Genomic DNA, 26786 nt, shown 5'->3' with positions numbered 1-26786 from the left:
GTCAGAAGTCCGAATCACCTGCGGCGGCCGCTATTTCGGCGAGCAGCGGGGCGAGGGGGTCTCCGTCGACCTCGGGGATCGCGGCGGCGTGCAGTCGGGCGGAGGCGAAGTCGCGGATGCGGGCTCGGAGGTCGGCGGCGGACTCGGGGGCCGGGCCGTCCAGTGGTTCGACGGTTTCGGGGGGCGGGCCGAAGCCTGGCACGTGGATGGCGATGTGAATGGCGGAAGCCGGTGCGGACAGCGAGGATTCGCCGATCCAGGTGTCGTGAACGGGGCGCAGTTCGGTGTCGACTTCGCCGCGCCCGGTATCGACGCGGGCCCAGGGGCGCAGGTGGGTGGGGGTACCGGTGGATCCGTCGGGATGGGCGGCTACGGCGATGGCGACCGTGGTCGCGCCCGCGTCGCGCACAAGCTCCCAGGAGACGGCGGATTCGGAGGCATCCACCAGGCCGGGCGGGCAGCGCCGCCAGTCCCAGCCGCCGGTGCCGCGGGCCAGCACCATGGTGCCGGTCTGGTGCTCGTCTCCGGCCGCGAGCGCGTAATCCGAAGCGCGCAGGGAGCTTTCGATGTTCACAGGCAGCGCCGGGGCGAGCGCGTCCGCACCATCCACCAGCGCTTCGCACTCCTCGGTGAGCTGCGCGATATCACGGTCCAGCAGGGCCGGATCGAGCGCGGCGATACCGTCCAGCGCGGAGGCGGGCCACCAGCGAGCAGCCCAGTGCGCGTAGGCGAGCCGGTAGGCGGCGGCCGCCAGCGCGGGCCGGGCCGCGAAGGCCACGATCTCTCGCCCGAGGCCCCCGTCGACACGGGTAGCCCTGCGGCCGGCCGATACCCGGCCCACGTCGTCGGCGCTGATCTCGATGGCCGGGGCGTCGAACGCTCCGGTCGTGGGTGTCGTTGCTGCGGAGGCTGTCTCGGGTGCCGTCGGCTCCGCCGATGCGCGCTGCGGGGCGGCCGCGTCGAGTGCGATGGCGACGGGTTCGCCGTAGATCGCCCAGACCCACTCTTGGGCGGCGTCGATGTCGTCGATCAGGGCGGCCGGAATCTCCTGTCCGGCGAGCACATTCCAGATCAGGTGGCCACCGAGGACCTCCAGCACCATGGTGTCGGGGCCTGGCGGGGCCGCCAGCGCGTGCGGGGTGGCGGCGGGGGTGATGCCGTACAGCCCGTCGGGGTAGCGATGGATCATGACCGTCGAGTTCGTCATCCCGCCCTCGATTCCCGATCGTCGGGCGTCGCCTCGGCAGTCGCGGCGAGGGCCCGCTTGACTCGCATCCGGTGGTCCAGGATCACCGACCGCGCGACGCCGTCGAGCAGATCCCAGAGCTCGTCCGCGGCGTACACGGGAAACTCACGCACATCTCGCCCGTGCAGCCGCGCCCACAATCTCCGCAGGTATGGACGCCACGGTACGCGCAGATCCGCCGCGACGGCCCCCAGCGGCCCGCCGACGGCATCCACCCGCACCGCCATCCGCCGCGCCTGCAGCACATACGCTTCGCGCTGCCACCGCGCATTCACCAACCGCGCCGCCACACTCGATCCCGCCCCGCCGCTCGCCGCCGCCGGGCGGCGCGGCCCACCGTTCGAGATCGCCGGGCCGGTCGCGCCGGCCATGCCTTGCGATTCCATTGCGGGATAAAGTGATTCGGCCTCGACACCCGTGCCCGAGTTGGGGCTGTCGTGCCGACCAGCGGCAGCACCCACCCGCCCGGCGGAGGCACCCAGCGCTCCGGCAGAGGCATTCAGCGCAACTGCCGAGACGCCCAACAGCCCGGCCGAGGTGCCGAGCAAACCGGCCGCGGTGCCGGTCAAACCGACTGCCGCACCGACCAGACCGGCGGCCGCGCCCGCGAGTTCGCGAGCCGGTTCGCCGGTGGGTATCGCCGGATCACCGAGCGGGCGCAGGCTCACCGCCAACACGGCTCCCACGGCGGCGGCCATGCGCAGGGACTCGTCCAGTAGGGCCCAGGGGGCGCAGGCGCGGGCGATCTCGGCATCGACGAGTTCGGGGAGCGGCGGTAGGTCGCCGCGTTCGCTGGAGGCTTGCAGGACGGTGAAGATGCGTTCGTGGATGGTGCGGTCGAAGGGCAATCCGAGGGTGGCGGTGGAGGCGGACCCGCCGACCCGGGGCGCTTCCGGCAGCGGATGCAGGGTCAGACCGAGGTCGCGAGCGCTGCCGTCCGGTTCGCCGCCGAGCGAGCCGTCGGCGGCGTCGGTCCGGTCGCGCCACAGCCGGATTCCGGTGTGGGTGCCGAGCGAGGCGGCGATGGCGGCATCCAGGTCGGCGCCGCGGGAATCGTCGAATCGTGTTGCGGCACAAGCGTCGAGAAGTTCGATCAGCGCCCGGGTGTGGTCGGGGACGTCGGTCAGGGGCCGACGCCGCCAGGCGGTGTGGATCAGCGCGGTCAGGTCGGCGGCGCGGGCCTGGTCGGCGAGATAGTCCTTCAGTGCCTGGGTGGTGCGGCCCGCGGTGAGCCCGTGGATCTCGCGCAGCGCCGCTTCGGCAGCGGCCCGGTCGCGCACCGGATCCGGCATGCCCGACACGGTAGCCAGTTCGAAGCAACGCTGGAAGTACAGGTCCTGGGCATTGCCCTCGGTGATGCGCAGCGCGCGCCGCGTCTGTTTGAGCAGAGTGAACCAGGCGGCGGTGGCCCGCAGCACGTCTCCGGCGGCGTGCACGCGGGCGGCGAGCAGGACCGCGCCGTCGGCGGAGAGCATGGCGCCCGCGCATTGCGGATGCTGCACGGGCCGGATCACCAGCGGGTCGAGGATGGCCTTGACGGTGCGCCGCAGCGGCCCGCCGTGCGGCCCGCTCAAGGGTTCGACACCGTCGAGGCGTCGCCACACCTCGTCCAGCACCATGGCCCTCGGTCGTCGCATTCGCCCAGGTTATCCCAGTTCCCCGCCCCGGAGCGCGCCGGAAGTTGGGATCGGTAGGCAGGGTGTCGATTCCTACGGTTCTGGCATCGGTTCCACCACGGAGCCAGCATCACCAGAACGAGGGAAGACCATGAACAGCAAGCCGATCCGCCTGACCACCGCCGTCCTCGCCGCCACCGCCGCGACCGCCCTGCTGGTCACCGGATGCAGCAGCAGCAACGACAACAACTCGAAGTCGACGACCACCGCTGCACCCGCCGCCACCTCCGCCGCCGCGACCTCGGCCGCACCCGGTTCCGCCGCTCCCGCCGGTGGCAGCTCCTCGGCCTCGGTCGACGGCAAGGCCATCACCGCCAAGTTCGACACCACCTGCGCCAAGCAGGGCGGCACCCTGGCACTGGCGCTGACCGATCAGGGCAACTCCACCTACGGCACGCTGACCGCGAGCGCCACCATCACCGGCACCGACACCGTGCAGGCGGTCGGGATCGCGGGCACCAAGGGCGGCGCCAACGGCCAGCCGTACGCGCTGGGCTTCGGCAACGGCATGCCGGGCGGTTCGGCGAAGGTGACCAAGAGCGGCAACACCTACACCGTGTCCGGTGAGGGCGTCGGGGGCGTGGATCTGTCCAACCCGATGGCCGGCCCGAAGACCGAGAAGTTCGAGATCGTCTTCGCCTGCAGCACTGTCGTCGGCGGCTGACCCCGCCTGTCGCATCGGGCCCCGAGGCCGGGGCCCCCGGTCCACCCCGCTCGTGCCGCCGGCATGAGCGGGCCCATCATCCACGTCTGAATCCGGAAAGCACATGAAGAACCAGATCCGTCTCGCCGCACTCGTTTTCGGCGTCCTGGCCGTCGGCTACTACCTCTGGCACGGCCTCACCTCCAATGATGTCTTCGGCTGGGTCGGCCCGCAGATGGCCCTGCCGATCATCGCCCTGACCATCGTCCCGATCGTCTTCGCCTTCAGCGGCGACGGCATCATGTCGGCCTTCACCGGCAACAACAGTTCGCAGTTCCGCAACGGCCTGGTGGGCCTGGGCACCGTCGAGGGTGTCCGGCAGACCGGCGTCTACCTCAACGAGCAGCCGCAGGTGCGCATCGACTTCCGGGTCGAGGGCTCCGACGGCAAGGTCTTTCCCTCGCACGCCAAGATGATCGTGCCGCTGACCCAGTTGGCGCTGCTGCGTCCCGGCGTGGTGCTGCCGGTCCGCTACCTGCCGGGCAAGACCGAGAAGGTCGAGGTCGACCAGTCCGGCGACACCACGGCGGCGCAGGAGGCCATGAACGCGGCCAATATCCGCAAGGGTTTCACCACTCCCGCCAAGATCGATATCGCCCGGCGCGGCATCGCGGCCCAGGCGGTGGTGCGCTCGCTGAGCGTCCCCGGCGAGATCCGCGACGGCCACACCCGCCTGGATCTGGTCCTGGTGGTCACCCGCCCCGACGGCAGCACGTTCGAGACGCGCACCGAGAAGTTCCTTGCCCCGGCCATGGTTTCGCTGGTCCAGGTCGGCCGCATCGTCGGCGTGCACTACCTGCCCGAGAACGAGCAGGAGGTGGTGCTGTCGCTCCCGGTCAACTCCAGCAACTGACAGTGATGTATTCGAACGTGATCTCGGAAATGCTCAGAGCCGCAGACGGTTTCGTCGGCGGCTCTTTCGCCGTGTCCGGGTTCGGTCAGAGCTTGCGGGCCTCCGCCGCGATGAGAAGCGGCTCCGCGAAGCGCCAGATCTCCTCGGCGGCATCGAATTCCAGTGATACGGCCGAGGCGGGCGTCCCCGCGAACTGTTCCGGCACGGGCGTGCCCGGCCAGGTGTGGCCGCCGCCGAACACCGTCCACTCCAGGACAGCGGTACCGCCCACACCCCCTTCCGCGAGGACGCGGCGTGAGCCCTCCGTCGTAACGGCTGCACCGATCTCGCCACAGCCGTCGATCTCTCGCCAGTGCCGCGCAGACTCCGCCAAACCCCTGGTGGCACCCCGCATTTCGCCGTCCTGACCGCGATGCCGGGAGAATCCCCCGGTGATCGGCACCACCGGGTCCACGTCGCCGTTCATGAGCACCCCCGAGACCGCGTATTCCGGCCGGACATCCGCCAGTGCCTCCGGCAGCCCGCCCGCGACGGCCGCGAACACCGCCACCCGATCCCCGGATTCCACCGCCATCCGATGCGCCATGAACGCGCCGTTGGAGATTCCGGTCACCACCGCGCGATCACCGTCGGCGCCGAATTGCACTGCACACCAGTCGATCACGGCGTTCAGGAACGCGACATCGTCGATGCCCGCCGCGTCGGCCTCGGTGACCCCGCGGCCGTCGGCCCAGCACCCTTCCCACCCGGCCGGGTAGACCACGGTGATCCCCCATTCGTCCGCGTGCCGCGCGAAACTGGTCCACTGGTACATCAGCGGCTCCGCGGGCAGCTGACCCATCCCGCTCTGATTGCCGTGCAGCACAAGCACTATCGGCGCACCCTCACGCCCGGCAGCGCGCACGTGAAAACTGCGGCGCACCCCTGCGACGGTCAACTCCACCTCGGCCAGTTCAGCGGCCACCTTCACTCCTCCGGTCTCGCTGTTCCATTCCGCCCGATGACGTATTGCGCCTGGTCGAGCACGCCTTCGAACCCGATGGCGCGGTAGATCTTGTTCGAGGTGGGGTTGGCGAGGTCGGTGAACAGGCAGACCTCCTGACCGGCCGCGCGCAGGGTTCCGGCGACGTGGGCGACCAGCGCGGAAGCGTAACCGTGGCCTCGGGTTTCGGGCGGCGTGTACACCGGGCCGATGCGCGCCCAGCCGCGGATGGGCACCTGATGCGCGGTCAGGCTCACCGGGCGACCGCCGTCCTCCCACAGCCACCAGCGTCCGGTCGCGAGCCGAGCGCGCAGGGCCGATTCGGACAGCGACAGATAGATTCCCACCTCACCGTCCATGGCGGTGATCCACTTGCCGCACACCTCGACATCGTCGGCGGTGGCCGTCCGCGGCCTACCCGGTGCGTCCGGCACCCGCGGGATGCCGAGCCGGTAGAGCCGCTCGTGCCGCCCGGCACGGTAGCTCGCGCCCCGCAGCTCGCTCCACCGCCGGGCGAACTCGGCGGCGCCGGTCTCGACACCGATGACATCGGGGACTTCGGGCAGCACCTCCGCGAATCGCTTGACCAGTTCCGGAATCGCCGCGTCCGGCACCTCGCCCAGCAGTACGCCGCGCCCGGCCGTCTGCAGGGCCACGCCCACCACGTCGTCCGAGTGCACGGAAGCGAAGACCGAAGGCTCCACGGGGACGACGAGTCCCGTCATCTCATTGTCGACGATCGTGCAGATCAGCGTGTGCCGCAGTGGATCCCGATCCAGAAACCCGGACACCCGCCGCTGGAAATCGCCCGCATCCCTGGTGATCTCGACCCGCATGCCACCACCGTATAGGTCGTCGAACACACCGGCGAACCGGCGATCACGGCCGAATAGCCCGGTGGTTACAAATTTCCCGAAACGGTCTAAACCTCTACTCGACTCTGGTACGCATGAGTTAGCTATCCGGTTGCCATATCTCGCAATAACACTTCTACCAGCAGGGAAGAAGGAGCGATGAATGTCAAAAGATTGACGGCAACCACCGTGATGGCGTTCGCCGCCACGGTGATTACGGCCGGCTCAGGATTCGCGGATCCGCTCGACCTCCAGCCCGCGCCACCCGCGCCCGCTGTCACCACACCCGACACCAACCAACCCGTCGATGACCCGGATGTGGTCATGCACCAGTGCAACGCCATTCTCGGCGCACTCGTCGGTGGCGTCATCGGTGGCACCCTGAGCGCCTTCCCGGGCGCCGCGATCGGCGCGGCCATCGGCGCGCTCGTCGGCTGGTCCCAGCTCACCCCACCCGGCCCGCCGCTGGCCTGCTGGAACCCGAACCCGCCACCGGCCTGACGGCCGATCCGATCAGCCCCGGTCGTGAGGCGCGGCAGACCGGGTGTGCCGTTATCGACCGTTGCTCGATGGCACACCGGTTTGCGCCCGCACCACGACCTCCGGCTCCGGGTCGGCGGTAATAGCCTCTGACACATCATGATTGGCAAGCCCCAGCCGGAACCCCGTAGGCGTGGTGCCGGTCTGGGCGCGAAAGAACTTGGTGAAGTTGGCCGGATCCTCGAATCCCAGGCGGCGCGCGCATTCCGCGGTCGTGACCGGCTCGTGGGCCAGCATGCGCTTGGCCTCGAGCGCCACCCGCGCATTGAGGTACTGCTTGGCGGTGAATCCGGTGGCGGCGTGCACCGCTCGCGACAGCGTGCGCGGTGAGTAGCCGAGTTGTGCCGCGTACCAGGAGACTTCGCGGGTCTCCGAGTGATAGCGCTCGACCAGACGGCCGAAGCGATCGAACAGGTCGGTCGGGTCGGGCAGCGCGGGCAGACCCGCGGCCAGGCGCAGGGTGAGGGCGCTGAGCAGATGTCGCAGGATCGCCGGATCGGGTGGCTCCGCGGCGTATTCGCCGAGCAGATGCTCGAATGCCGCGTCGGTCAACGCATTCGCGGTGAACACCGGTGGCGTGGCGGGCGACGGCAGATGGCCGAGCGCCCCGGCGGGCACCAGCTCCGCCCGGCACAGGATCACATCCCCACGCAGATCGCCGAGGTCGTCCCAGCGGTGGGTCCAGCCGGGCCGGATCCAGGCAAGGGTACCGGCGGTGAGCGGGTGGGCGACGAAATCGACTGTCATGCTGCCGGTTCCGGCGGTGCAGCGCGCGAGCACGTGGAAGTCGCCGCGGATCACCTCGCGACCCGCGACCGGCATGGGGCGCAGCTTCACGAAGTCCAGCACTTCGAGACCGGTGGCGGAACCGGCCTGCGGCGCATACTGCAGGGTGCGTATGGGTTGTCCATTTTTGACCATGAGCGGTCCCGAATCTACCTGGCTGGGGCGAGTTTCGTGACCATACCGTGGAGGCATGACGAAAATCGCCGTGGCGGGCGGCACACTCCCCATTCACCTGTACGACGGTGGCTCCGATGCGCCACTGCTGGTCTTTCTGCACTACTGGGGCGGATCCCACCGCACCTTCGCGCCACTGATCCACCATCTTGAATATCCGGGAAGGATGGTCACTTATGACCATCGGGGGTGGGGCGAAAACCGTGCTCTCCCCGGCCCTTACGACATCGGTCAGCTGGCCGCGGACGCGCAGTGCCTGCTCACCGCGCTCGCGCCGGAGCGCTTCGTGCTGATCGGGCATTCGATGGGTGGCAAGGTCACCCAGCTGTTGGCGGCCCGCCGCCCCGCGGGGCTGGAGCAGGTGGTGCTCATTGCCCCGGCTCCCCCGCATCCGGTCGTGACGCCGCAGGACCAGCGACAACTCGCGGGCGCGTATGCGAATGCCGAGGCCGTGACCGGGGCGATCGACCACGTGCTCACCCATCGGGCGCTGCCGGATGCCCTGCGCGAGCAGGTGATCCAGGACAGCCTGGCCGGTTCGACGGCCGCGCACGAGGCGTGGGCATTGGATTCCATCGCCCGCGACATCTCCGCGACAACCGCGCGAATCGAGGTCCCGGTGCTGGTGCTGGCGGGCGAGCACGACCGGGTGGATCCCCCCTCGGTGCTCGCCGAGCACCTGCTGCCCCACCTGCCCACCGCGACCCTGCGGATCATCCCTGACACGGGACACCTCTCGCCCCTGGAGAATCCGGTGGCGCTGGCCGAGCAGCTGCGTACCGTTCTCGCCGACCCGGCATCGGTTGCCGCGCGGACCAGCTGAATTCGATACCTGACACCCGGTTGCCAGGTCCCGGCCTATGTTGTGACGGTACCGATTTCCGTGTCCGACAGGAGTCCGCGATGGCACCACTCATCGTTCTCGTCATCGTCACCGGACTGGCCCGGCTCGCCGGGTGGTTCCAGGGCAGCGGCTGGCTGGATTCCTGGCCGCACGCGGTGCGAATCGGCTTGGCCGCCATGTTCGTTCTCACCGCGTCGGCGCATTTCCTGCAGCCGCGCCGCGACGGCCTGATCGCGATGGTCCCGCCGCGGCTGCCCAATCCGGCCGCGCTGATCACCCTCACCGGGGTACTCGAAGTGGCCGGAGCCATCGGCCTTCTCGTCCCGTGGGCGGCGACGGCGGCCGCGATCTGCCTGGCCGTGATGCTGGTGTGCCTGTTCCCGGCGAATATCCGCGCAGCCCATGAGCACAGCGGCATTCAGACCATGCCGTTGCCGCTGCGGGGTCTGGTCCAGGTGGTGTTCCTCACGGCCTGCGTGGTGGCGGCGTTCTGAAGTGACTGCGGCCCGGACTACTTGATCGCCACCGGGCTGATCGGGGTGCCCACCGCACCCGGGATCCGTAAGGCGGGCGCGCACAGCAGGAAGTCGTACACCCGGTCCTCGGCACAGTCGCGCCCCAGCGCCTCCAGATCCCAGATCTCGCCGAGCGGCAGGCCCATATCGCGCAGCGTGATCATGTGCAGCGGCAGCATGACGCCGTCCTCGGGCCGCATCACCTCGACGGCCGGATTGTCCACGGCCACCGCGGCGATGTCGTGTTCGTGCAGCCATTCCGCGCAGCGCCAGCTCAATCCGGGGCTGCCGCCGAACCATTCGGAGTGCCTGCGGGTTTCGAGGAAGCGGGTCCACCAGCCGGTGCGGATCACCAGGATGTCGCCGGGTCGCAGGGTGACCTGCTGCGCTGCGATCACCGCGTCCAACTCGGACGGTGTGATGACGGTGCCGGGCTCGAGCCGTTCGAGATTGCGGTGCCGGGCCACATCCAGCAGTACGCCGCGGCCCACCACGCCGCCGTGCTCGGCGACGTGTTCGATGCCGAGTTCGGTCGCACCCATGCTGGTGACCGTGGCAGCCGGGTAGCCGTTGTAGAGCAGCCCGTCGTAGTACACGTGCGAGAGCGCATCCCACTGGGTCGCGGCCTGCAGCGGCATCATGATGTAGTCGTCGTTGAAGCGCATCGGGCCGTGCGCGTACATGCCCGCTATCTGGGCCTCGGTCGGTCCACCCCATCCGGCCAGCTGGGCGGCGAGTTCGGCGTCGCCGCCGTCGATGGCCATCAGGTGGATGGGATTGCGCCGCTGGCCGCTCGCCCCTTGCGGGCCGTAGGCGTCGAAGGGGATGCCGAGCGGGATGCTGCGGCCCTGCTGGGCGCGGGTGGCCGCGAAGGCGATGCGTTCGGGGGTGAGCAGATTCAGCGTCCCGAGCTGGTCGTCCGCGCCCCAGCGGCCCCAGTTGCGCACGCGCTCAGCGGCTTTACGCCATTCTTCGGTCACGGGCACCTCCACAGCGACGGATCGGTTCGATCATTACCGTGTGCGGTAGAGCCTGTCGAGGGTCAGTCCCGGTCGGTCTGGTTGGATGGGCGCAGTGACCAGCGTTTCCTTCCGATTGATCGGCGACCAGCGGCTCGACCGCGTAATGCCGGCCTGGGCCGAGCACTATCCGCGCTACGACATGGTTATCGGCTACTCGGATCTGGGTTACGCGTTCCTGATGAGCAGCCGGACCGGCGAGTACGGCATCCTCGATCCGTACAGTCCCGGCGTCAAGGACTACGGAGTGTTCACCGACGCGGCCGCGTTCGTCTCCGAGGTGCTGTTCGATCCGAACGTCATCACCTATGTGTTGCAGCCGGGCCATGTGGCCGAGATCCGGCGGCGGCTCGGGCCGCTCGGTGAGGGCGAGGTGTACATCGCCACGCCGTACCCGTTCCTGGGCGGATCCGAAGCGCCGGAGTCGTATCAGAAGGGCGGGGTCTGGGTGTTCTTCGATCTGGTGGCGCAGGCGCAGGAATTCGAGTGACGCCCGAGGACTTCGACGAGCTGGCGCGCGCGGAGGACTACCGGTCGATTCCGCGGCTGACGGCCATGGTGCTGGATGCCACGCTGCCCGAATCGGTGCGGTTGCGCGCTTCGGAGGTGCTGACCGGATTCGACGACACCACCACCGGTGAACAGCGCCGGACCTGGTGGGCCAGTGGGGATCTCGTGGTCATGCGGCACGCGCTCGGCCTCATGGACCGGACCGAGGCCGACATCGTGATCGCGGTGGCGGGCGATGACGAACATCCGCTGCAGGCAACAGCGGTGGAGTCCATGAGTTTCGGGTTCGGCGAGGCCGAATTCGTGCCCGTGCTGGTGCGTGCGCTCGGACATCGCGACTCGGCGGTGCGCGAGGCGGCCGCGGCGACGCTGCTGTGGGAAGAGCCGGTGGCAGCGGAGTCCGGATTGCTGGCTGCCGCGCACGATGAGACGTTCGAGGCGGCCGCGGCGGCGATCAATACCTTGCGGTACTACCCGAGTCGGCGGGTACTGCGGGAGATCTCGGAATTACGAGCGCACCCGGATGCGCGGATCGCCGAGGTCGCCAAGGATTCCTTCGAGGAGGTGCACTGGAGCTTCGAGCAGAACGCCACCGAGGGCAAGGCGAAAACTGTTGCACTGCTGCGGGAATGGATGCAGCCGGTGCGGGATCTGGTGCAGTGGCCGGAGCAGATCACGGGCCGCGAACTGCTGCCGCTCAGCACCCACCGTCCGGGGCGCGCGGTCGAGGAAGCCGAGCTGATGCGACTGCTCGACGATCCGGACGCCGCCCGGGCCGAGCTCGACGGGACATTGCGCAGCGCGGACTGGCAGGGCTATGAGCCCGGCGCACGCACACGGGCGAGCGCGCGGTTCGCGGCTCATCCAAACCCGCTGGTGCGTGAGATCGGCTGTGCCGCACTCGCGATCTGGGGATGCACGGCGGAGCTGGTGCGGCTGGTGGATGACCGGAGTTTCGGGGTGCGCAAGTCCGCGATGTACTTCCTGTCCACGATCCCCGCCGATCCGGAGGTCGCCGAGGTGGCCTGGCGATACCTGGCGACGGCGACCGGGACCACGGCTCAGGAGGCGCTGCGCACGTACGTCGTGCACGCGGGTCCCGCCTGCGTGGACCGCCTTGTAGAGCTGGCCCGCTCGGATCGACGCGCGGCCGTCCGCTACGAGGCGATCGTGGCACTGTCGAAACCTGCTGCTGCCGAGGCGATCTCCACGCTCACCGACCTGCTGGCCGAGCCGCCCGGGGTGAACTGGTCGGTGCACCTCGCCATCCTGTGGGCCCTGCGGGACCTCGACACCACCGTGACCGTGCCCGCGCAACTGGCCGCCGTCGACAATCTCGACCTGCAGAGCGCGCTCGCTTCCCTCACCGCTCGCCAATCCTGATCAAGCGCCGCGCCCCGGCACCGAGCGAGCGGTATTGTCGGACCGTTGTGCCGTCGAGAGGGAGTGGTGGCCATGGCAGTTCGTCACAGGTTCGCGGGGGCCGTCCGGCAGGCCGCGCTGGCCGCGGGTGCGGTGAGCGCGTGCGCGGCGCTGACCGCGACCGCTACCCCGGCGGTGGCGGACACTGCCAACCTGGGACGGCTCGACGGCGTCGAATTGCTCAATGGGGCATGGTCTTTCGACAAGGCCGCGGTATCGATGGGGATCAGCTACACGACCGTCGACCAGCACGACAATCAGGCCCGCGCCACGGCCGGGCTGTACCTGCCGCCGGGGCTGCCGCCGCAGGGTGGCTGGCCGCTGGTGGTGTGGGCGCACGGCACCATCGGGATCGGCAATGACTGCGCGCCGTCGCATCGACCCCAGTCCGACCGTAATCGCAGCTATTTCAACGAGATCCTGTCGCGCGGTTACGCGGTACTCGCCCCCGACTACCAGGGCCTGGGCACCGGCGGCAATTTCAGTTACTACAACACCGATGTCGAGAGCCGCTCACTGCTGGACGCGGTGACCGCGGTGCGCAATCTGCCGGTCCCGCTGACCCACCACTGGGTTCTCATCGGCCAGTCCGAGGGTGCGCACGCCGTCATGAGCGCCGCCGCCCTCTACGCCCGAAACCCCAGGTACGCACAGGGACTCACCGGCGTTATCGCCACCGGCCTGCGCACCAACCCGGCCAAGAGCCTGCGCGAGATGTTCCGCGCCGACTCCACCGGCTCCGACAATCAGGTCGGCTACGCGGGCTACTACCTCGCCGCGCTCGAGGACCGTAACCCCGGTAGCGTCCTCCCCTACCTGTCCGATTTCGGCCGCGAATACGTGGAAAAGGCCACCACCGAATGCCTTTCGGACCTGGTAGCGGACGCGGCGGGCCGGCGCCCGGCCGCCCTCGTAGCCGATCCGAACCACCCGACGCCCACCTTCGAGTCCGACATCCACGCGCTGGTCTCATACCAGGAGGACGTCGTCCCCGCCGACCTCATGATCGGCTACGGCACCGCCGATATCGACGTCCCGCCGGCCGACACCCCCGCCTACGGCCCCGCCCTGCAATCCCACAACCCGTGGGCGACCATCACCGTCACCGCCTACCCGGGCAAGGACCACAGCGGCGCGTTCCTCGCCTCCCTCCCCGACGCTCTCGGCTTCCTGCAGAACCATCTGCCCTGACCACCGAGGGATGTCACACCTGACGGCCGGCCGTCGTCATTCCAGCGATCGAGCAATCGCATACGGAAGGACGGTCGATCATCATGAACCTCGCCTATCACATCGTCGGTATCGTCGCGGCCCTGTGGGTCGGCTTCTCCGGCTACTCACTGTTCGCCAAGCAGCAGTTCGTGGTGGACCCGCTGATCGAATACGGCGTCCCCCGCAGCTGGTGGAACTGGCTCGCGTCGACCAAAACCGCTGGGGCACTGGGCCTGATCGCCGGTTTCTTCGTTCCCGCAATCGGCGTCGCGGCCGCCATCGGCTTGATCCTCTACTTCGCCGGAGCCGCGATCACGACCATTCGCGCCCATTCCTACAAGACCACCCCGTTCCCCCTGCTCTACCTGGCCCCCGCGGCCGCCACCCTGGCCCTGCAACTGGCTCGCTGAACCGGCCACCTCATTCGACCGGCGGACCGCTGATCACCGTCGCGATCGTGTACCGGCCCGGTTCGACCGAGGCGATGGCGGCGACCGCCGCGGTGTGGGCGGCGAAGTTGGGGTGGCTCTTTCTAAGCGGGGTCGGCGATGACCCGGCGGGCGCGGACGAGGGTGGCCGCGACGATGGCGGCGAAGACGGGGGCATTCGCGAGGTGGACCGTGCCCAGGGCGACGGTGTTGTCGGTCAGGTAGAACACCGCGGTCAGGGCCAGGCTCAGCACGTCGACCGCGGCGCAGAGCCAAGTGGCGACCACGTGGACACGGCGTAGGCGAGGTCGGGTGTACCAGTCCGGCGGGCCGCCGGAGATCCGGTTGAGCAGCAAGCCGCTCAAGGGCCTGCGTGCCGCGATGGTGGCGGTGCAGACCACGACGATGACGCCGGTGATGAGCGCGGGCACGACGAAGAAGCCTTTCGCCTGACCGGTGACGATGGCGACGGCGGCACAGGCCGCCACGATCAGCAGGCCGAAAAGGGCATGCCACAACGACTTCCGGCGCAGGAGCTGATAGCCGAATCCGGCGATCGCGGTCGCCGCGGCCGTGATGACCGCGATGGTGAGCGAGGTCGCCGCATTGACGGCGACGAACACGACCGTCGGCGCCGCGGCGACCAGCAAGTTCGAAGAACGCATGGCCAGATACTCTCAGTCGAGAACATCTCGCGCAAGTATTTCTCGTGTGATACTTTCTCATTGTGGACAAAGACACGAGCCTTCCCGTCACCGGCGACGAACGTGCGACCGACGCGCGCGGAGATCAATCGCCCTTCGCGCTCGGCATGCTGTTGCGCCGCGCGCACGAGCGTGCCGCGAGCGCGATGGCCGACACCATCCGGCCACTGGGCCTGGAACTGCGGCACTTCGCCGCCCTGACAACCCTGAACCGGCGCGGCCCGCTCAATCAGCGTGAGCTGGGGGCTCTCATGGGCAGCGACAAAACCACACTCGGACGCACGATCGACGAACTCGAGACCGCCGGGCTGGTCGTGCGCCGCCCGGTGCCCGGCGACAAGCGAGTCCGCGTGATCGAGATGACCGACAAGGGCCTCGAAACCTTCGACGCCGCACATGTTCCCGCCCGGACCTCCGCGGCCGAACTCGTCGCCCATCTCGGCCCCGGCGAAGCCGAGCAGCTCGTGGATCTGCTGACCCGATTCACCTATCCGCCAGCCTGAACTGCCCGGAGATCTGCTGCCCATTCCCTACGGAGGTAAGTCATGCGAGTACTCATCATCGGCGCGGGCCTGGGCGGATTGACCCTGGCCCACGGCCTGCGCGCGGCCGGCGTCGATACCCAGGTCTTCGAGCGCCGTCCCACCCCGGCCGACCAGCCCTCGAGCTACGGCATCCACCTCGACGCCGACGGGCTGCGTGCCCTGCACGCCTGCCTGCCCGCCGAGAACTGGGCCAGGCTCACCGATTCGTCGGTTCCCGCACGCGCTCTGGTTCGATTCCACGACCAGCGGTTGCGCGCTTTGGCCGTGCGCGACAACGAAACTCCCGAAAACACGACCGACCCGATCACGCGTCGGCGAGCCATCTCCCGCGACGCCTTGCGCGATGCGTTACTGGACGGATTCAACGCCGTCACGCACAGCGACGCCGATATCGTGCAGTGGGACAAGGAATTCAGCCATTACGAGCACACTCCCGACGGGCGGGTAGCCGCGCACTTCACCGACGGCAGCCACACGGTCGGGGACCTCCTGATCGGTGCCGACGGCAGCAATTCCCGCGTGCGCGGGCAACGACTTCCCGGCCTGGACCGCATCGACCTCGACATCGTCAATATCGCCGGGCGGCTACCCCTGACCGACGATCTCGCCGCGCGACTGCCCGACACCCTGATCGACGGCTCGGTCAACAACATCGTCCCCTCGGGGCCGGGCTGGATGTTCGTGTCCACCTGGCCCACACCGGCGGGCACCGCCCCGGACTTCAACCTGGTTTGGGCCTGGGCAGCCGCGCGCGGCAGCTACCCCACCGCCGTCGAGAACCTGTCGCCGACGCGGTGGCTCGACCACGTCAGCACCCGAATCGCGGGCTGGGCACCGGAATTGGGCCTCCTGGTCGCCGAGACCGACCCCGCGACACTGGCCGCGATCCCCTTGCGCACCATGCCGGTCCTGCCGTCCTGGACACCGAACACCGTCACCCTCCTGGGCGACGCCATCCACAACATGACCCCGATGGCCGGGATCGGCGCCAATACCGCACTACGCGACGCCGACACCCTGCGCCGCGCAATCACCGCGACCGGCGATCCGGACCTGACCGCCCGGGTCGGCGCCTACGAGCACCAGATGCGCACCTACGCCAACGAGGCCTTGACCCGCTCCACCCGCAACGCCACCAACGCCGCCTCCGAAGCCCGCCTCCCCCGCCTGGCCTTCCGCTCGATGCTCCGCATCGCCGAAGCAGTCCCACCGGTCAAACGCGCCATGTTCGGCCCGGCGCCTATCGGGGTTGCCAGCCGCTAGGCGCCGGGCGGGCCGAAGACGGCACGCAGGACGGGTCGGGTGCCGCGGGCCTCACCGATGTCGGTGAGCATGGCCAGCAATTCGTGGAAGTTCGTTTTGATCGGGTTGAACGTGTTGATGTTCTTCGTAAGGCCGTAGGTGATGGGCGCGGATTCGTGGGCGTAGGTGCCGAACAGGCGATCCCAGATGATCAGGATCCCGCCGTAGTTCTTGTCCAGGTAGGGGTTGTCGGCGCCGTGATGAACCCGGTGATGGGAGGGGGAGTTGAAGACGTATTCGATGGGCTCGGGGAGGAAGCCGATGCGTTGGGTGTGCAAGGGCCACTGGAACATCGAGGTGGCCATCAGCACGAACATGATGATCAGCGGGGGGACACCGATCAGGGCGGCGGGGATGTAGGCCGCGTTGTAGAGGAAGGTCGCGAACGGCATCAACGCCGGCATTCGCAGGGCCGTCGACATATTGAACTGCTCGCTGGAGTGGTGCACGCTGTGCGCGGTCCAGAGGATGCGGACGCGGTGTTCGGCGCGATGGCCCCAGTAGTAGCAGAAATCGGTGGCCAGCACACCGATCACCCACGTCCACCAGCGGTCGGCGGGGAGGTGGAACGGGGTCAGCGCGGCGGTGACCAGGAGGAAGGAGAACGGGACGAACAGGTTCTCCAGTGGCACGGTTATTTTGCTGACCAGGCCGATTACCAAGCTGTTCGCGGTATCCGGAGCATAGAACCCACGCTTCCGATCCCCGCCCGCGCTGCGTCGCCAGGCCACCCATTCGACGAGCATGGCGAGCAAGTTCACGGGTACCGCGAAGAGGAGAATGCGACTGAAATCCACCGTGAGTCCTAGTCCGAATTCATCTGACAGGGTTGGGAATTCGACTATTGGACGCCGCCCCCATGACCCGTGGGAACGCTGAAGATGCCGTTGAGGAAGGAGAGCAAGGACCCGACCCCGCTTTGCGCCGACCCGGTGATCTGGTCGGACGAGCCGGTCGAGGCGACGGGCTGCGGGGCGGCCGGCGCGGCGTGGGCTACACCCTTGGCAGTGGCCAAGCCGGTGAGAAGCACTGCGACAGCTAGTGTTCCACGGAACCTGGTTCTGGCATTGACTTTGGACACTCGAGGCTCCCGTGGTGGTAGGTGTAGGAGGTCTCGAGGCTAGCAATTCTGAAGTGTGCCGTTTTCGGATTGTCTGCCCACAATTCCTGGGGCACTGGACTCCCACAATCACGACACCTGTTCGCCCCGGTGCCACACCGACCAGGTGAGGGGGACGCCGGGGCGGTAGGCGAGGTGGGTGGCGGAGGGGGCATCGAGGATGTGGAGGTCGGCTCGGGCAGTGGGGCGGAGGATGCCTACGGCACCGGGGGCGGCCAGGTCGTGAGCGAGGGACACAGCGCCGCCTGCGGTGGCGGCCCAGATTGCTTCGGGGACGGTCAGGCCCATCTGGAGGACCGCGGTCGTTACGCAAAAGGCCATGGACGTGGTGTAGGAGCTGCCGGGGTTGGCGTTGGTGGCCAAGGCTATTCGGGCTCCGGCGTCGAGGAGGCGGCGCGCGGGGGCCAGGGGTTGGCGGGTGGAGAGGTCGCAGGCCGGGAGGAGGGTGGCGACGGTGGTGGAGGCGGCGAGAGCCTCGATGTCGGTGTCGGTGAGATAGGTGCAGTGGTCGACGCTGGCCGCGCCGTGGGAGACGGCCAGTTGGACGCCGGGGCCGGGGGCTAGTTGATTGCCGTGGACTCGCAGACCTAGACCTCGCGAGCGACCGGCTTCGAGGACTCGGGCGGAGTGGGTGGCGTCGAAAGCGCCTGTCTCGCAGAAGACGTCGATCCAGCGGACGTAGGGGGTGACGGCGTCGAGCATGGCGCCGCAGACCAGGTCCGTGTAGCTGTCGGCGGAGAGGTCGGGTGGGACTATGTGGGCGCCGAGGAAGGTCACCTCGTCGGCGACCTCGGCGGCCAGTGCGGCGCAGCGTTTTTCGTCCGGGATGGTGAGTCCGTAGCCGGTTTTGGTTTCCAGGTAGGTGGTGCCCTGATGGAGGGCTTCGGTGCGCAGGCGGCGCAGGTTGGCGGCGAGAAGCTCGTCGCTCGCGGCTCGGGTGGCCTCGACGGTGGTGCGGATACCGCCTGCCGAGTAGGGGATTCCATTCATGCGGGCACCGAATTCCGCGGTGCGGTCACCGGCGAAGACCAGGTGGGTGTGGCTGTCGACCCAGCCGGGGAGGACGGCGCGGCCGCCGACATCGACGCGGTGGTCCGCGTCGGGGGTGGACGCGGAGGGGCCGATCCAGGCGATGCGTTCGCCCTCCAGGACGAGGGCGGCATCGGTCAGGACACCGAATTCCTCGGTGTTGGTGGTGAGTTCGCCGATGCCGGTGATCAGCGTGGCGGTCACTGCCATAGCTCTCCGATCACTGCCACAGTGCTCCGATCTCGGAATCGAGGGCTGCTGCCACATTGCCGAATGTGCGGTGGGAGCGGTCGCGCACGATCCAGCGGCCCGCGATCATGACGTCGGTGACGTCGGATGCGTTGGCGGCGAACAGGATTCCGGGGCCGTCGACTCCTGCGGTGCGAACCGAGGCCGTGTCCACGCAGACCAGGTCCGCGTCGCGTCCGGGGGCGATCGCGCCCAGGTTCGACCAGCCGGAGGCGGCGTGGGCGGTGGCGGCGGTGAGCAGTTCACCCGGCTCGAAGCGGCCACGGGACCCGCTGGCGAGACGGTCGTGGAACTCGAGGGCCCGGGTCTCGAACCAGGGGTCGATGATCGATTGGCCGTCGCTGCCGAGGGCCAGGCGGGCACCGGCGTCGGCCAAGGCACGGGCGGGTCCGATGCCGTCGCCGAGATCGGCTTCGGTGCTGGGGCACAGGCACACCCACGAGTCCGCGAGCGCGGCGATGTCTCCGGGCGTGAGGTGCGTGGCGTGGACGGCCACGGTGCGAGGCGTGAGAGCGCCTGCCGCCGCGAGCAGTTCGGTCGGCGTGCACCCGTACTGCGCCAGGCACTCCGCGTTCTCCCGCGGTTGCTCCGACAGGTGTACGTGCAGGGGACGCCCGGCCGCGCCGTGCACCACGGCCGGGAGCTGTTCGGCCGGGACGGCCCGCACCGAGTGGATCGCCGCCCCGGTGATCACCAGATCACCTGCGGGACGGAAGGATTCGACCCGACGCGCCCAGGCGTCCGCGTCACCGTCGTCGAAGCGCTGCTGCACTCCCGAGGTGGGCTGACCGAAACCTCCTGCCAGATAACACACATCCAGCAGGGTCAGCCGAATCCCGGCGTCCGCTGCCGCCGCCACCAGCGCGTGGGAGAACTCGTTGGGGTCGGTATACCGCTGCCCGTGCCCGGGATGATGCAGGTAGTGAAATTCCGCCACGCTGGTGTACCCGGCCAGCACCATTTCCGCGTACACCGCCCGCGCCAGCCGATAGTAAGAGTCCGGCTCCAATCTCCGTGCCAGCGCATACATTCGGTCACGCCAGGTCCAGAAGCTGCCGCCTTCCGCCTGCGTCCGCCCCCGCAGCGCCCGGTGGAAGGCATGCGAGTGCGCATTGGCGAGCCCGGGCACGGCCAGGCCGGAAAACACTGTCCCGGTGGGCTTCTCCCCCGGCGAGACGGCCGTGATCACCCCTTCGGCGACATCGATCCGCACCGCGTCGGCCACCCCGTCGGGGAGCCATGCCCGCGGGAACCAGTAGCTGCTCATCCGGCCATCGCTTCAGCTCTCCCACAACGGGATTCGCACATCCCGGTCCCGGGCAACGGCATCCGCCTCCGGATACCCGGCATCCACGTGCCGCAGCACGCCCATGGCCGGATCATTGGTCAGTACCCGATCGATCTTCTGCCCGGCCAGCGGGGTCCCGTCGGCGACGGTCACCTGGCCCGCGTGAATGGAACGCCCGATGCCGACCCCGCCGCCGTGATGGATGGACACCCAACTGGCCCCCGAGGCGGTATTGACCAGGGCATTGAGCAGCGGCCAGTCGGCGATGGCGTCGGACCCGTCGGCCATGGCCTCGGTCTCCCGGTACGGGGAGGCCACCGAGCCGCAGTCGAGGTGGTCGCGGCCGATCACGATCGGTGCGGAAACCTCACCGCGCGACACCATCTCGTTGAATCGCAGACCGGCGGCCCGGCGCTCGCCGTAGCCGAGCCAGCAGATGCGGGCGGGCAGCCCCTGGAAGGCCACCCGCTCCCCCGCCAGCCGGATCCAGCGGGCGAGGGATTCGTGTTCGGGGAACAGTTCCAGCATGGCGCGATCGGTGGCCGCGATGTCGGCGGGATCGCCCGAGAGCGCCACCCAGCGGAACGGCCCCTTGCCCTCGCAGAACAGCGGCCGGATGTAGGCGGGCACGAATCCGGGGAAGTCGAAGGCGCGCTCGTAGCCCGCGAGTTTCGCCTCACCCCGGATCGAGTTGCCGTAGTCGAAGACCTCCGCGCCCCGGTCCATGAACCCGACCATCGCGCCGACCTGCAGCGCCATGGAATCCCGTGCGCGCCGGGTGAATTCGTCCGGCTTGCGGCTCGCGTAGTCGTCCCAGTCCTCCAGCGCGATGCCGATCGGCAGATAGGTGAGCGGGTCGTGGGCGGAGGTCTGATCGGTGACGATGTCCACCTCGACCTCGCGGCGCAGCAGCTCCGGCAGCACCTCCGCGGCATTGCCGATCACACCCACCGACAGCGGCCGCCGCGCCGCCTTGGCGGCCAGCACGCGGGTCAGTGCGTCGTCGAGATCGTCGGCGATCTCGTCCAGGTACCGGGTCTCGACCCGCCGGCGCGCATGTCCCGCATCGCATTCCACGCACAGCGCCACCCCACCGTTCATGGTGACCGCCAGCGGCTGCGCACCGCCCATACCGCCGAGACCCGCGGTGAGCGTGAGGGTTCCGGCGAGGCTGCCGCCGAATCGCTTGGCCGCCACCGCCGCGAAGGTCTCGTAGGTGCCCTGCAGAATGCCCTGGGTGCCGATGTAGATCCAGGACCCGGCGGTCATCTGCCCGTACATGGTGAGCCCGGCCGCCTCCAACCGCCGGAACTCCGGCCAATTGGCCCAATCCGGAACCAGATTCGAGTTGGCGAGCAGGACCCGTGGGGCCCATTCGTGGGTGCGCAGCACCCCCACCGGCCGACCCGACTGCACCAGCAGCGTCTCATCCTCGCGCAGGTCCAGCAGGGTGCGGGAGATGGCGTCGAAGCTGGGCCAGTCCCGTGCCGCCCGACCGGTGCCACCGTAGACGACGAGATCCTGGGGCCGCTCGGCGACGTCGGGATCGAGGTTGTTGTGCAGCATCCGCCACGCGGCCTCGGTCTGCCAGTTGCGCGCGGTGAGCGTGGCGCCGCGCGCCGCGCGGACTGTCCTGGTCATGAGGAAACCCCTTGCTGTGCCATGGCGGAACCGTCGATCAGGTGATCGAGAGCCCCCGACCGCACCAACTCGACGACGGCGGCGATATCGGGTGCGAGATGCCGATCCGGTCCCGGTCCGGGGACCCGCTCCCGCACCAGGTCCCGGAGTGCGCCGGTGACCGGGGCGGGCTCGAGCGGGGCCCGGAAGTCCAATGCCCTGGCGGCGGTGAGCAGTTCGATCGCCAGCACGGTGGTGAGACCGTCGACCGAGCGCCGCAGCTTGCGCGCCGCGGCCCACCCCATGGATACGTGGTCCTCCTGCATGGCGCTGGAGGGAATCGAATCCACCGACGCCGGAACGGCATACCGCTTCAGCTCCGACACCACCCCGGCCTGCGTGTACTGCGCGATCATGTACCCCGAGTCCACGCCCGGATCGGCCGCCAGGAACGCGGGCAGCCCGTGCGAGCGGTGGACGTCGAGCATGCGGTCGGTGCGCCGCTCGGCGATGCTCGCCACATCCGCGACGGCGATGGCCAGGAAGTCGAGCACATAGCCCACGGGCGCGCCGTGGAAGTTGCCGTTGGACTCCACCCGACCATCCGCCAGCACCACGGGATTGTCGATGGCGGAGGACAATTCACGCTCCGCGACGGTCTCGGCATGCGTGAGCGTGTCCCGGGCCGCACCGTGCACCTGCGGTGCGCATCGCAGCGAATACGCATCCTGCACCCGCGGGCAGTCCTCTCCGCGGTGACTGGCCACGATCGGCGATCCGGCCAGCGCCGCCCGCATGCGCGCCGCCGCCACCGCCTGCCCCGGATGCGGCCGCAACTGCTGCAGATCCGCCGCGAACACCCGATCGGTGCCCAGTTGCGCCTCCACGCTCATGGCGGCGGTGAGATCGGCCAGGTCGAACAGTCGGCGCAGATCCTCGATCGCCAGCACCAACATACCCAGCATGCCGTCGGTGCCGTTGGTGAGCGCCAGTCCTTCCTTCTCCGCCAGGATGATCGGCGTCAGACCGGATTCCGCGAGCGCCGCCGCGATGGGCCGCGGCCCGTCTGGCCCCAACACCGAACCCTCCCCCATGAGGGCCAGCGCCACCGCGGCCAGCGGGGCCAGATCACCCGAGCAGCCCAGCGAACCGTATTCCGGCACCACCGGAATCAGGCCGCTGTCGAGCAGCCCGGCCAGCGCCCGCGCGGTCTCGGGCCGCACGCCGGTGTGCCCGGACAGCAGGGTGCGCAGCCGCAGCAGCATCATGGCGCGCACCACCTCGGGCTCCACGGGCGTGCCCGCTCCGGCGGCGTGTGAGCGAATCAGGGAGCGCTGCAGGTCGGTTCGCCGATCCGGCGGGATGTGCCGCAGCGCAAGGGCGCCGAATCCGGTGGACACCCCGTAGACGGGCCGGTCGCTGTGCGCGAGTTCGTCGATGTGCCGCCGCACCCGCGCCAGCCCGTCGAGCGCGTCGGCGTCCAGCTCCACCCCGGCGCCGTGCCGCGCCACCGCCAGCACCGCCGCCCGGCTCAAGGGCCCCGCTCCCACCGGTACCCGTTCGATCCCGATTCGCGTCATGGGCACCATTCCAGCCTCTTCCGTCCCCGAGATCGAGCACCCACGGCCGGGTTTCGTCTGGTATTTCAGACAGGATGGACGGGGAGATACGCGGTGAGCGGTGTCGGATACGCAATGGGCGGTGGTGAGATACCCGATGGGCGGTGACATTCCCGCGCTGCGGCGCGGCCTGCGGGTGCTGGATCTGCTCGCGCAGCGCCCGCACCCGGTGCCCGCCGCATTGATCGCCCGCACCCTGGAACTCCCCCGCTCCACCACGTATCAGCTGCTCAACGAGCTGCGCGCGGCGGGATACGTGACATATCTGGCGGCCGAGCGCAAGTACGGGCTGGGGCTCGCGGCCTTCGAACTGGGTGCCGCCTACCTGCGTCAGGACCCCCTCGAACGGGTGGCCGCGCCGCTGCTGCGGGGTCTGGTCGACACCGCCGGCGGGACCGGGCATCTCGGCGTGCTGCACGGCAACGAGTCGCTGTACCTGATCGAACAGCGCCCGGCCCGCCCGCAGACCCTGGTCACCGATGTCGGGGTGCGACTGCCCGCGCACCTCACCGCGACCGGCCGCGCCATGCTCGCCCAGCTGACGCCCGCCCATGTGCGCGCCCTGTTCCCCTCCGCGGCCGCCTTTCCCATGCGCACGGCCCGCGGTCCGCGCGATCTGCGGCGGCTGCGCAGCGTGCTGAAGGTCGAGCGCGAGCGCGGCTGGGCGGTCGAAGACGGCTATGTCACAAGCGGTTTCGCCACCGTGGCGGCCGCGGTGTTCGATCACGGCGGGCATCCGATCGCCGCCATCGGCCTGACCGTGCGGCATTACTGCGCCGACGAGTTTTCGGACAACCCCGCCGAATCCGCTGAATGCGGATATCTCTGGCCGGAATTCGCCGCTCCCGTGCGGGCCGTCGCGGCCTCGCTGACCGCCGCCATCGGTGGCCGCCCGCCACACCGAGCTAATCCGAGATCTGCCACCGTGTTCGCGAATGCGCAGGTCGCGGAACACAGTGTGGGGTATCGTCATTCGCCAGAAGATGGCCCGACTCGGAACCAAGACGAGGTGGCCCGAAGGCGATGAATACCTGACATGCGCACTTCATTACGGGCGCTGGCCGCGGGTGCGGCCGCGACCCTACTGTCCCTGACCCCGAATCCGGCCCACGCCGACCAGCCCGCGGCAGGCGGCTGCCAGGACGTGAGTTTCCCGGTGCCGCAAGGCACCATCGCGGGGACCCTGTGCCTGCCCGACCGACCGACCGACGCGGTGATGATCCTGATGCCGGGTTCCAACTACAACCACGTCTATTGGGACTTCCCGTATCAACCGGAGACGTACAACTTCCGGCAGGCCATGAACCGGGCGGGATACGCGACCCTGGTCGCGGATCGACTCGGCAACGGCGCCAGTACCCGGCCGTTCAGTCTTTCTCTCACGGCTACCGCCACCGCCGATGCCTTGCACGGCATGGTGCAGGCCCTGCGCGCCGGGCTCGCGGGCAATGCGCCGTTCACCAAGGTTGTCACCGCCGGGCACTCACTGACCTCCGGCACGTCCGTCATGGAGGCCACCGGCCACCACGATGTCGATGGTGTCCTGCTCACCGGCTACTCGCACACCCTCGCCGCGCCGGAGGTACTCGGTGTGATCTCGACCTACTACCCCGCCGTCGATGATCCCGAATTCGCCGGGCGCGGTTACGATTCCAGCTATCTGGTGTCGCGCCCCGGCAGCCGCGCGGCCGACTTCTACGGTATCGATCCCGATCCGCAGGTGGTCGCTCTCGACGAGGCCACCAAGGAGACCTTCTCCCTCACCGAATATCCCGACGGCCTGCTGTCCACCCTGCCCGGCATGTCCAGCCTGATCGACGTTCCGGTCATGGTCGTGGACGGCGGCCGTGACCGGCTTTCCTGCGGAACGAATTTCGGCATCTGCGCCGACACCCCGACCCTGTACGCGGCCGAACAAACCTACTTCTCGCCGTCCGCGCGGCTGCGAACCTTCGTGCTGCCCGGCAGCGGCCACGCGGTCAATCTGGCACCCAATACCCGCGATTATCAGGCCGCGGTCATCGATTGGATGAAGTCGGTCGTGGGTTGAGATCGTCGCGGCGGGTGGCCGCGAGGGGCAGCGCGATGTCTTCCAGCGCACGACCTTCCGCGTCCACCGCCAGGTAGTGGGCGACCAGTCCGCCGCCGACCATGACGGCCGCGCCGAGCAGGTAGCCCAGGAACAAGCGCACCGGGTGCTCGCCGTCACCGATGAGTGCGCCGTAGACGACCGGGCCCAGTGCGCCGAAACACTGTGCGATGGCGAAGAATACGGCGATCGCCTTGGCCCGCACCTCCAGCGGGAAGATCTCGCTGACGGTGAGGTACGCCGAACTCGCGCCCGCCGAGGCGAAGAAGAAGATGATGCACCAGCACACGGTCTGGGTGATGGCATTGAGCGCGCCCGCGTAGAACAGCACCGCCGAAATCGCCAGCAGCACACCGGAAAGGACGTAGGTGCCCGAGATCATGCGGCGGCGGCCGATGGTGTCGAAGAGGTGCCCGATGGTGAGCGGTCCGAGCAGGTTCCCGACCGCGAAGGCGATCAGATACAGCGGCGTCGATTCCGACGGCACTCCGTAGAATTTGCCGAGCACCAGCGTGTAGGTGAAGAAGATCGCGTTGTACAGAAATGATTGGCTGATCATCAGGCTCGCGCCGAGGATCGCGCGATCGGGGTACTCGCGGAACAACACTCGGGTCAATGCCAGGTAGCCGATGCGGTCGGCGGGTTTGATCTCCAGCGCTTTCGATTCGTCCACCGGCGGCAGGGTCACACCGGTCGCCGCGACCTCGCGCTCGATCTCCTCGATCGACTCCTCGGCCTCGCTGGACCGCCCGTGCATGATCTGCCAGCGCGGGCTCTCCGGAAGATGGCGGCGCACCAGCAGGATCACCAGGCCCAGCACCGGGCCGATGAGGAAGCCCAGCCGCCAGCCCAGCGACGGATTCAGGTGGTTGAGCAGAATGTAGGTGCCCAGCGTGCCGATAATCGCTCCGGCCCAATAGGTTCCGTTCACCGCGATATCCACCCGGCCCCGGTAGCGTGCCGGAATCAGCTCGTCGATGGCCGAATTGATGGCCGCGTACTCGCCGCCGATGCCCATGCCCGCGATGAACCGGGTCAGGTACAGGAAGGCCACCCAGCCCGCGCCATTGCCCAGAGTGGCGGCGGTGAGCCCGCTTCCGAGCAGATAGATGCCGAGGGTGACGAGGAACAGCTTGCGTCGCCCCAGCCGGTCGGAGAGATTGCCGAACACCAGCGCGCCGACCACCTCACCGGCCAGGTACACCGTCGCGATCAGGCCGACCGCGGCCGAGGACAGATGCAGCGTCTCGGTTTTGGTGAGGGTGTCGGCGACCGCACTGGCCACCGTGATCTCGAGACCGTCCAGAATCCACGCCACGCCCAGCGCGGCCACCAGCCGGGTGTGAAATCTCGACCACGGCAGCCGATCGATCCGCGCGGGCACCAGGGTCCGCACCGTTTCCCCGCCGAGCACCTGCGACATAGCGACTCCCGAGTTCGATTCCCGTGTCGTACCG

26 protein-coding genes are annotated in these 26786 nt (G+C 69.0%); 13 read left to right on the top strand and 13 right to left on the bottom strand.

Annotation, left to right across the window (positions count from 1 at the left end; genetic code table 11):
- Position 1: 1 nt before the first annotated feature.
- Together ACYVN4_RS04745 and ACYVN4_RS04740 are read right to left on the bottom strand one after the other, a co-directional pair.
- On the bottom strand, positions 2 to 1207 hold the full coding sequence (locus ACYVN4_RS04745; protein ID WP_460717980.1) for a hypothetical protein: 1206 nt from the start codon (positions 1205 to 1207) through the stop codon (positions 2 to 4).
- A complete protein-coding gene (locus tag ACYVN4_RS04740; RefSeq protein ID WP_460717979.1) occupies positions 1204 to 2883 on the bottom strand; it encodes a hypothetical protein in 1680 nt (559 codons plus the stop codon). The genes ACYVN4_RS04745 and ACYVN4_RS04740 overlap by 4 nt, the downstream gene beginning before the upstream one ends.
- 130 nt (positions 2884 to 3013) lie before the next feature.
- On the opposite strand from ACYVN4_RS04740, the gene ACYVN4_RS04735 reads away from it, so the two are divergent.
- Together ACYVN4_RS04735 and ACYVN4_RS04730 are read left to right on the top strand one after the other, a co-directional pair.
- On the top strand, positions 3014 to 3586 hold the full coding sequence (locus tag ACYVN4_RS04735; RefSeq protein ID WP_460717978.1) for a lipoprotein LpqH: 573 nt from the start codon (positions 3014 to 3016) through the stop codon (positions 3584 to 3586).
- Between the two features lie 103 nt (positions 3587 to 3689).
- On the top strand, positions 3690 to 4478 hold the full coding sequence (locus tag ACYVN4_RS04730; protein ID WP_460717977.1) for a hypothetical protein: 789 nt from the start codon (positions 3690 to 3692) through the stop codon (positions 4476 to 4478).
- An 85-nt stretch (positions 4479 to 4563) separates the two neighbouring features.
- Here the strand turns inward: ACYVN4_RS04730 and ACYVN4_RS04725 are convergent, their stop codons facing one another.
- Complete coding sequence (locus ACYVN4_RS04725) at positions 4564 to 5442, bottom strand: CE1 family esterase (protein WP_460717976.1); 879 nt, start codon at positions 5440 to 5442, stop codon at positions 4564 to 4566.
- 2 nt (positions 5443 to 5444) lie between these two features.
- A complete protein-coding gene (locus tag ACYVN4_RS04720; protein WP_460717975.1) occupies positions 5445 to 6296 on the bottom strand; it encodes a GNAT family N-acetyltransferase in 852 nt (283 codons plus the stop codon).
- Positions 6297 to 6473: 177 nt separating this feature from the next.
- Between ACYVN4_RS04720 and ACYVN4_RS04715 the strand changes: the two genes are divergently transcribed.
- Positions 6474 to 6815 carry a hypothetical protein gene (locus ACYVN4_RS04715; RefSeq protein ID WP_460717974.1) on the top strand — a complete coding sequence of 114 codons (342 nt, stop codon included), beginning with the start codon at positions 6474 to 6476 and terminating at the stop codon, positions 6813 to 6815.
- 51 nt (positions 6816 to 6866) lie between these two features.
- On the opposite strand, the gene ACYVN4_RS04710 is transcribed toward ACYVN4_RS04715, so the two are convergent.
- The gene (locus ACYVN4_RS04710) at positions 6867 to 7775 is read right to left on the bottom strand and encodes a helix-turn-helix domain-containing protein (RefSeq protein WP_460717973.1); all 909 of its coding nucleotides are present in this window, start codon (positions 7773 to 7775) and stop codon (positions 6867 to 6869) included.
- A 55-nt stretch (positions 7776 to 7830) separates the two neighbouring features.
- Between ACYVN4_RS04710 and ACYVN4_RS04705 the strand changes: the two genes are divergently transcribed.
- Together ACYVN4_RS04705 and ACYVN4_RS04700 are read left to right on the top strand one after the other, a co-directional pair.
- Positions 7831 to 8637, top strand: a complete 807-nt coding sequence (locus ACYVN4_RS04705) for an alpha/beta fold hydrolase (RefSeq protein ID WP_460717972.1) — start codon at positions 7831 to 7833, stop codon at positions 8635 to 8637.
- An 80-nt stretch (positions 8638 to 8717) separates the two neighbouring features.
- Positions 8718 to 9152, top strand: coding sequence for a DoxX family protein (locus tag ACYVN4_RS04700; RefSeq protein ID WP_460717971.1), 435 nt, complete (start codon positions 8718 to 8720; stop codon positions 9150 to 9152).
- Positions 9153 to 9169: 17 nt separating this feature from the next.
- On the opposite strand, the gene ACYVN4_RS04695 is transcribed toward ACYVN4_RS04700, so the two are convergent.
- Positions 9170 to 10159 (bottom strand): cyclase family protein, encoded by a 990-nt coding sequence (locus ACYVN4_RS04695; RefSeq protein WP_460717970.1) that lies wholly within the window; start codon positions 10157 to 10159, stop codon positions 9170 to 9172.
- Positions 10160 to 10247: 88 nt separating this feature from the next.
- Between ACYVN4_RS04695 and ACYVN4_RS04690 the strand changes: the two genes are divergently transcribed.
- The 4 genes from ACYVN4_RS04690 to ACYVN4_RS04675 all read left to right on the top strand — a co-directional run bounded on the left by ACYVN4_RS04690 (position 10248) and on the right by ACYVN4_RS04675 (position 13746).
- Complete coding sequence (locus ACYVN4_RS04690) at positions 10248 to 10682, top strand: T6SS immunity protein Tdi1 domain-containing protein (RefSeq protein ID WP_460717969.1); 435 nt, start codon at positions 10248 to 10250, stop codon at positions 10680 to 10682.
- Positions 10679 to 12085: a HEAT repeat domain-containing protein gene (locus tag ACYVN4_RS04685; protein ID WP_460717968.1), complete on the top strand. Its 1407-nt coding sequence runs from the start codon at positions 10679 to 10681 to the stop codon at positions 12083 to 12085. The genes ACYVN4_RS04690 and ACYVN4_RS04685 overlap by 4 nt, the downstream gene beginning before the upstream one ends.
- A gap of 72 nt (positions 12086 to 12157) precedes the next feature.
- Positions 12158 to 13315 (top strand): alpha/beta hydrolase, encoded by a 1158-nt coding sequence (locus ACYVN4_RS04680; protein ID WP_460717967.1) that lies wholly within the window; start codon positions 12158 to 12160, stop codon positions 13313 to 13315.
- 83 nt (positions 13316 to 13398) lie between these two features.
- A complete protein-coding gene (locus tag ACYVN4_RS04675) occupies positions 13399 to 13746 on the top strand; it encodes a DoxX family protein (protein WP_460717966.1) in 348 nt (115 codons plus the stop codon).
- Positions 13747 to 13868: 122 nt separating this feature from the next.
- Here ACYVN4_RS04675 and ACYVN4_RS04670 read toward each other — a convergent pair whose 3' ends face one another.
- Positions 13869 to 14429, bottom strand: coding sequence for a DUF3159 domain-containing protein (locus ACYVN4_RS04670; protein ID WP_460717965.1), 561 nt, complete (start codon positions 14427 to 14429; stop codon positions 13869 to 13871).
- 62 nt (positions 14430 to 14491) lie between these two features.
- Between ACYVN4_RS04670 and ACYVN4_RS04665 the strand changes: the two genes are divergently transcribed.
- Together ACYVN4_RS04665 and ACYVN4_RS04660 are read left to right on the top strand one after the other, a co-directional pair.
- Positions 14492 to 14971 (top strand): MarR family winged helix-turn-helix transcriptional regulator, encoded by a 480-nt coding sequence (locus ACYVN4_RS04665; protein ID WP_460717964.1) that lies wholly within the window; start codon positions 14492 to 14494, stop codon positions 14969 to 14971.
- Between the two features lie 42 nt (positions 14972 to 15013).
- Positions 15014 to 16276 carry an FAD-dependent oxidoreductase gene (locus ACYVN4_RS04660; protein WP_460717963.1) on the top strand — a complete coding sequence of 421 codons (1263 nt, stop codon included), beginning with the start codon at positions 15014 to 15016 and terminating at the stop codon, positions 16274 to 16276.
- Here ACYVN4_RS04660 and ACYVN4_RS04655 read toward each other — a convergent pair.
- From ACYVN4_RS04655 to hutH, 5 genes are all read right to left on the bottom strand, one after another.
- Positions 16273 to 17112, bottom strand: coding sequence for a sterol desaturase family protein (locus ACYVN4_RS04655; RefSeq protein WP_460717962.1), 840 nt, complete (start codon positions 17110 to 17112; stop codon positions 16273 to 16275). The two genes, ACYVN4_RS04660 and ACYVN4_RS04655, sit on opposite strands and share 4 nt — an antisense overlap.
- Positions 17113 to 17504: 392 nt before the next feature.
- Complete coding sequence (gene hutI / locus ACYVN4_RS04650; RefSeq protein WP_460717961.1) at positions 17505 to 18674, bottom strand: imidazolonepropionase; 1170 nt, start codon at positions 18672 to 18674, stop codon at positions 17505 to 17507.
- A 10-nt stretch (positions 18675 to 18684) separates the two neighbouring features.
- A complete protein-coding gene (locus ACYVN4_RS04645; protein WP_460717960.1) occupies positions 18685 to 19980 on the bottom strand; it encodes a formimidoylglutamate deiminase in 1296 nt (431 codons plus the stop codon).
- Positions 19981 to 19992: 12 nt separating this feature from the next.
- Positions 19993 to 21642 (bottom strand): urocanate hydratase, encoded by a 1650-nt coding sequence (hutU, locus tag ACYVN4_RS04640; RefSeq protein WP_460717959.1) that lies wholly within the window; start codon positions 21640 to 21642, stop codon positions 19993 to 19995.
- Positions 21639 to 23201 carry a histidine ammonia-lyase gene (gene hutH, locus ACYVN4_RS04635; RefSeq protein WP_460717958.1) on the bottom strand — a complete coding sequence of 521 codons (1563 nt, stop codon included), beginning with the start codon at positions 23199 to 23201 and terminating at the stop codon, positions 21639 to 21641. The genes hutU and hutH overlap by 4 nt, the downstream gene beginning before the upstream one ends.
- Before the next feature lie 121 nt (positions 23202 to 23322).
- Here hutH and ACYVN4_RS04630 point away from each other — a divergent pair, with 121 nt between their 5' ends.
- Both ACYVN4_RS04630 and ACYVN4_RS04625 read left to right on the top strand, forming a co-directional pair.
- Complete coding sequence (locus ACYVN4_RS04630) at positions 23323 to 24267, top strand: IclR family transcriptional regulator (protein WP_460717957.1); 945 nt, start codon at positions 23323 to 23325, stop codon at positions 24265 to 24267.
- A 9-nt stretch (positions 24268 to 24276) separates the two neighbouring features.
- A complete protein-coding gene (locus ACYVN4_RS04625) occupies positions 24277 to 25290 on the top strand; it encodes an alpha/beta hydrolase (RefSeq protein WP_460717956.1) in 1014 nt (337 codons plus the stop codon).
- Here ACYVN4_RS04625 and ACYVN4_RS04620 read toward each other — a convergent pair.
- On the bottom strand, positions 25259 to 26752 hold the full coding sequence (locus ACYVN4_RS04620) for an MFS transporter (protein ID WP_460717955.1): 1494 nt from the start codon (positions 26750 to 26752) through the stop codon (positions 25259 to 25261). The two genes, ACYVN4_RS04625 and ACYVN4_RS04620, sit on opposite strands and share 32 nt — an antisense overlap.
- Between the last annotated feature and the right edge of the window lie 34 nt (positions 26753 to 26786).

The organism is Nocardia heshunensis (genome assembly GCF_054782115.1).
This window is presented reverse-complemented; position numbering and strand designations above follow the sequence as displayed.

Bases quoted from the DNA above. Each gene is read 5' to 3' on its own strand.
- ACYVN4_RS04740 (WP_460717979.1), bottom strand. From the start codon at position 2,883: ATGCGACGACCGAGGGCCATGGTGCTGGACGAGGTGTGGCGACGCCTC.
- ACYVN4_RS04680 (WP_460717967.1), top strand. From the start codon at position 12,158: ATGGCAGTTCGTCACAGGTTCGCGGGGGCCGTCCGGCAGGCCGCGCTG.
- ACYVN4_RS04670 (WP_460717965.1), bottom strand. From the start codon at position 14,429: ATGCGTTCTTCGAACTTGCTGGTCGCCGCGGCGCCGACGGTCGTGTTC.
- ACYVN4_RS04675 (WP_460717966.1), top strand. From the start codon at position 13,399: ATGAACCTCGCCTATCACATCGTCGGTATCGTCGCGGCCCTGTGGGTC.
- ACYVN4_RS04625 (WP_460717956.1), top strand. From the start codon at position 24,277: ATGCGCACTTCATTACGGGCGCTGGCCGCGGGTGCGGCCGCGACCCTA.
- ACYVN4_RS04660 (WP_460717963.1), top strand. From the start codon at position 15,014: ATGCGAGTACTCATCATCGGCGCGGGCCTGGGCGGATTGACCCTGGCC.
- hutU (WP_460717959.1), bottom strand. From the start codon at position 21,642: ATGACCAGGACAGTCCGCGCGGCGCGCGGCGCCACGCTCACCGCGCGC.
- ACYVN4_RS04730 (WP_460717977.1), top strand. From the start codon at position 3,690: ATGAAGAACCAGATCCGTCTCGCCGCACTCGTTTTCGGCGTCCTGGCC.
- ACYVN4_RS04700 (WP_460717971.1), top strand. From the start codon at position 8,718: ATGGCACCACTCATCGTTCTCGTCATCGTCACCGGACTGGCCCGGCTC.
- hutH (WP_460717958.1), bottom strand. From the start codon at position 23,201: ATGACGCGAATCGGGATCGAACGGGTACCGGTGGGAGCGGGGCCCTTG.
- ACYVN4_RS04715 (WP_460717974.1), top strand. From the start codon at position 6,474: ATGAATGTCAAAAGATTGACGGCAACCACCGTGATGGCGTTCGCCGCC.
- ACYVN4_RS04620 (WP_460717955.1), bottom strand. From the start codon at position 26,752: ATGTCGCAGGTGCTCGGCGGGGAAACGGTGCGGACCCTGGTGCCCGCG.
- ACYVN4_RS04645 (WP_460717960.1), bottom strand. From the start codon at position 19,980: ATGAGCAGCTACTGGTTCCCGCGGGCATGGCTCCCCGACGGGGTGGCC.
- ACYVN4_RS04705 (WP_460717972.1), top strand. From the start codon at position 7,831: ATGACGAAAATCGCCGTGGCGGGCGGCACACTCCCCATTCACCTGTAC.
- ACYVN4_RS04720 (WP_460717975.1), bottom strand. From the start codon at position 6,296: ATGCGGGTCGAGATCACCAGGGATGCGGGCGATTTCCAGCGGCGGGTG.
- ACYVN4_RS04735 (WP_460717978.1), top strand. From the start codon at position 3,014: ATGAACAGCAAGCCGATCCGCCTGACCACCGCCGTCCTCGCCGCCACC.
- ACYVN4_RS04710 (WP_460717973.1), bottom strand. From the start codon at position 7,775: ATGGTCAAAAATGGACAACCCATACGCACCCTGCAGTATGCGCCGCAG.
- hutI (WP_460717961.1), bottom strand. From the start codon at position 18,674: ATGGCAGTGACCGCCACGCTGATCACCGGCATCGGCGAACTCACCACC.
- ACYVN4_RS04745 (WP_460717980.1), bottom strand. From the start codon at position 1,207: ATGACGAACTCGACGGTCATGATCCATCGCTACCCCGACGGGCTGTAC.